Here is a 2,940-nt window from a genome sequence, read left to right as displayed (position 1 = left end):
TGCCCGCCAGCGTAACGGGCTGTTTTTCATTCTGCAGCCCGTCGCGCGGGCCGACTTCGACGATTTTGACCTGCATGATGCGCTCCTTATGCGGCTTCGAAATCGACCAGTTCGTCACCATCACCGACTTGCTCGCCAGGGGAAAACAGATAGGCATTCACCTTGCCGGCGGCCGGCGCTTTAAGCGTGTGCTCCATCTTCATCGCCTCCAGTATCATCAGCGGCTCGCCTTTTTCCAGTTGCGTGCCTACTGCGGCCAGATGGGCGACGACGCGTCCGGGCATGGGCGCCTTGATTTGGGCGTGGCCATGGATTTCACGACTGGCATAGGCATACGGGTCGCCAAGCCGTGCGCTCAGGCTGTGGCCGCGACTGAACAGGATGCGTTGCTGGCCCTGATGAATGACGCGGGCCTGATAATGCTGGCCGTTAAGCCAGGCGCTGAAACCATCGCTTAAGGCCTGAATGCGTGCATCGAACACCTCGTTCGCCAGCGTGATGCGCAAGCCGTCCGGCCGGTATTCCAGCAAGACGGTATGCACGCACTCTGCGACCTGCCATTCGAAGCGGCGTTTGAACGTCCCGTTCAGGCGCCAGCCATTGCCGCCGTCCAGCGCCTCGGCAAGCGAGAGTAGCGCCAGTTGCCACGGCTCGGCGGCCGCTGCACCCAGCAGCAGTTCGGCTTCGTCGCGGGCGATCAGGCCGGTGTCGACGTGACCGGCGGCAAAGTCGGGGTGGGCCGCCAGGCGCGCCAGAAAAGCAGTATTGCAAGCGACGCCGGCGATCTCGCACTGGGCCAGTGCCGATTTCAATGTTTGCAAGGCAAGCTCGCGTGTCTCGCCCCAGACAACCAGCTTGGCGATCATCGGGTCGTACCATGGCGAAATGCTGTCACCCTCGATCACGCCGCTGTCTATGCGTACCCGTGCGCTGGTTTGTGGCAGGCGCAGATGGGTGAGCGTGCCGGTGGCAGGCAAAAAGCCCTTGTCCGGATCTTCGGCGTAAATGCGCGCTTCAAAGGCGTGGCCGGATAAGGGAATGTCCTGCTGCGCCAGCGGTAGTAGCTCGCCTGCGGCGACGCGGATCTGCCATGCGACCAGATCTTGCCCGGTAATCATCTCGGTGACCGGATGCTCGACCTGTAGCCGGGTATTCATCTCCATAAAGTAGAAGACGCCGCTGCTGTCCATGATGAATTCGACTGTGCCGGCGCCGACATAGCCCACGGCGCGCGCTGCCGCACAGGCCGCCTCGCCCATGGCACGGCGCGTGGCCGGTGCCAGATTCGGCGCCGGCGCTTCTTCGATGACTTTCTGGTGGCGGCGCTGGGCCGAGCAGTCGCGCTCGTACAGATAAACCGCGTGGCCATGGCTGTCGGCAAACAGCTGGATTTCGATATGGCGCGGGCGCTGCAGGTATTTTTCCAGTAACACCACATCGTTGCCGAAAGCCGCCTGTGCCTCGCGCCGGCACGAGGCCAGTGCCGAGGCAAAATCGGCTGCGGACTCGACTACGCGCATGCCCTTGCCGCCGCCGCCCATTACCGCCTTGATCAATACCGGGTAGCCGATATGCGCGGCTTGTTCGGCCAGGCGTGCGTCGTCCTGATTCTCGCCGTGGTAGCCGGGCACCAGCGGTACGCCGGCTTCGGCCATCAGGCGCTTGGCGGCCGATTTGGAGCCCATCGCCTCGATGGCGGATGCTGGCGGGCCGATAAAAATCAGGCCTGCTTCGCTGCAGGCATGGGCAAAATCAGCGTTTTCCGACAGGAAGCCGTAGCCGGGGTGGATGGCATCGGCACCGCAGGAGAGCGCTGCGGCAATAATCTTGTCGGCGCGCAGATAGGATTCGGCCGCAGCGGCCGCGCCGATGGCGATGGCCTCGTCGGCCAGGCGCACATGTTGTGCGTTCGCGTCGGCCTCCGAATAGACGGCGACGACACCTATGCCCAGCGCGCGGGCGCTGCGGATAATGCGGCAGGCAATTTCGCCGCGGTTGGCGATCAGAATCTTGGCCAGCATCAGTCTTGCTCCTCTTGCCAGGCGGGGCGGCGTTTATCGAAGAAGGCAGCGAGCCCCTCGAGCGCCTCGCTGCCGGCGCGGGTGCGGGCAATCAGGGCAGCGGTTTCGGCCAGAAGTGCGTCATCGCTGGTTGAGCCATCGGCCACTGCGCGCAGCAACTTTTTGCTCTGGGCAAGTGCGCCCGGCGCCCCCAGCGCCAGTTGCTGGGCCACCGCTGCGATGCTGCTGTCCAGCATGTCCGGTGCGACTATCTCGTGTATCAGGCCCAGGCGCCAGGCGGTGTCGGCCTGGAGGCGTTCGGCCGACAGGGTGTAGCGGCGCATGGCGCGCAAGCCGATGGCTTCGCTGACATAAGGCGCGATGGTGGCCGGAATCAGCCCCAGTCGTACTTCGGACAGGCCGAAGCGGGCCTCGGGCGTGGCGATGGCGATGTCGCACGCGGCGACCAGACCCATGCCGCCGGCCAGTGCCGCACCATGCACGCGCGCGATCACCGGCTTGGGGCAGCGGTACAGGGTCTTGAGCAAGGTGGCCAGCGCTTGTGCATCGGCCAGGTTTTGCGCGTCGCTAAAACCGGCGGCACGGCGCATCCAGTCAAGATCGGCGCCGGCGCAAAAGCTTGTGCCGCGCCCGGCCAGCACAATGACACGCACGCTGGCATCGCTTGCCAGAGCGTTCAGGGCATGGGTGAGCGCATCGATCAGTGCTTCATTCAGTGCATTGTGTAGCGCGGGGCGATTCAGCCACAAGGTGGCGATGGCCGCGCTGTGTTCGATCTCCAGTATCGTGCTGTCCATGGCAGGCCTCACATACGGAACACGCCAAAACGCGTGTCGGGAATCGGGGTGGACAGGCAGGCATCCAGCGCCAGTGCCAGTACGTCGCGGGTCTGTGCCGGGTCGATAATGCCGTCGTCCCA

At 64.3% G+C, this 2,940-nt stretch carries 2 protein-coding genes; both read right to left on the bottom strand.

Annotated features, from left to right (window positions below):
* Nucleotides 1–86: 86 nt before the first annotated feature.
* Nucleotides 87–2,021: an acetyl/propionyl/methylcrotonyl-CoA carboxylase subunit alpha gene (locus EGI20_RS17020; protein WP_498632898.1), complete on the bottom strand. Its 1,935-nt coding sequence runs from the start codon at nt 2,019–2,021 to the stop codon at nt 87–89.
* Nucleotides 2,021–2,818 carry an enoyl-CoA hydratase/isomerase family protein gene (locus EGI20_RS17015; protein ID WP_498631174.1) on the bottom strand — a complete coding sequence of 266 codons (798 nt, stop codon included), beginning with the start codon at nt 2,816–2,818 and terminating at the stop codon, nt 2,021–2,023. Before EGI20_RS17015 ends, EGI20_RS17020 begins: the two co-directional genes overlap by 1 nt.
* Nucleotides 2,819–2,940: the final 122 nt, after the last annotated feature.

The organism is Aquitalea sp. S1-19 (genome assembly GCF_024343515.1).
The sequence above is the reverse complement of the archived record's forward strand: the minus strand, read 5'-3'. Positions and strand labels throughout refer to the sequence as shown.

What these genes read in the sequence shown, in the direction of transcription:
- EGI20_RS17020 (WP_498632898.1), bottom strand. Translation starts at nt 2,021, where the DNA reads ATGCTGGCCAAGATTCTGATCGCCAACCGCGGCGAAATTGCCTGCCGC.
- EGI20_RS17015 (WP_498631174.1), bottom strand. Translation starts at nt 2,818, where the DNA reads ATGGACAGCACGATACTGGAGATCGAACACAGCGCGGCCATCGCCACC.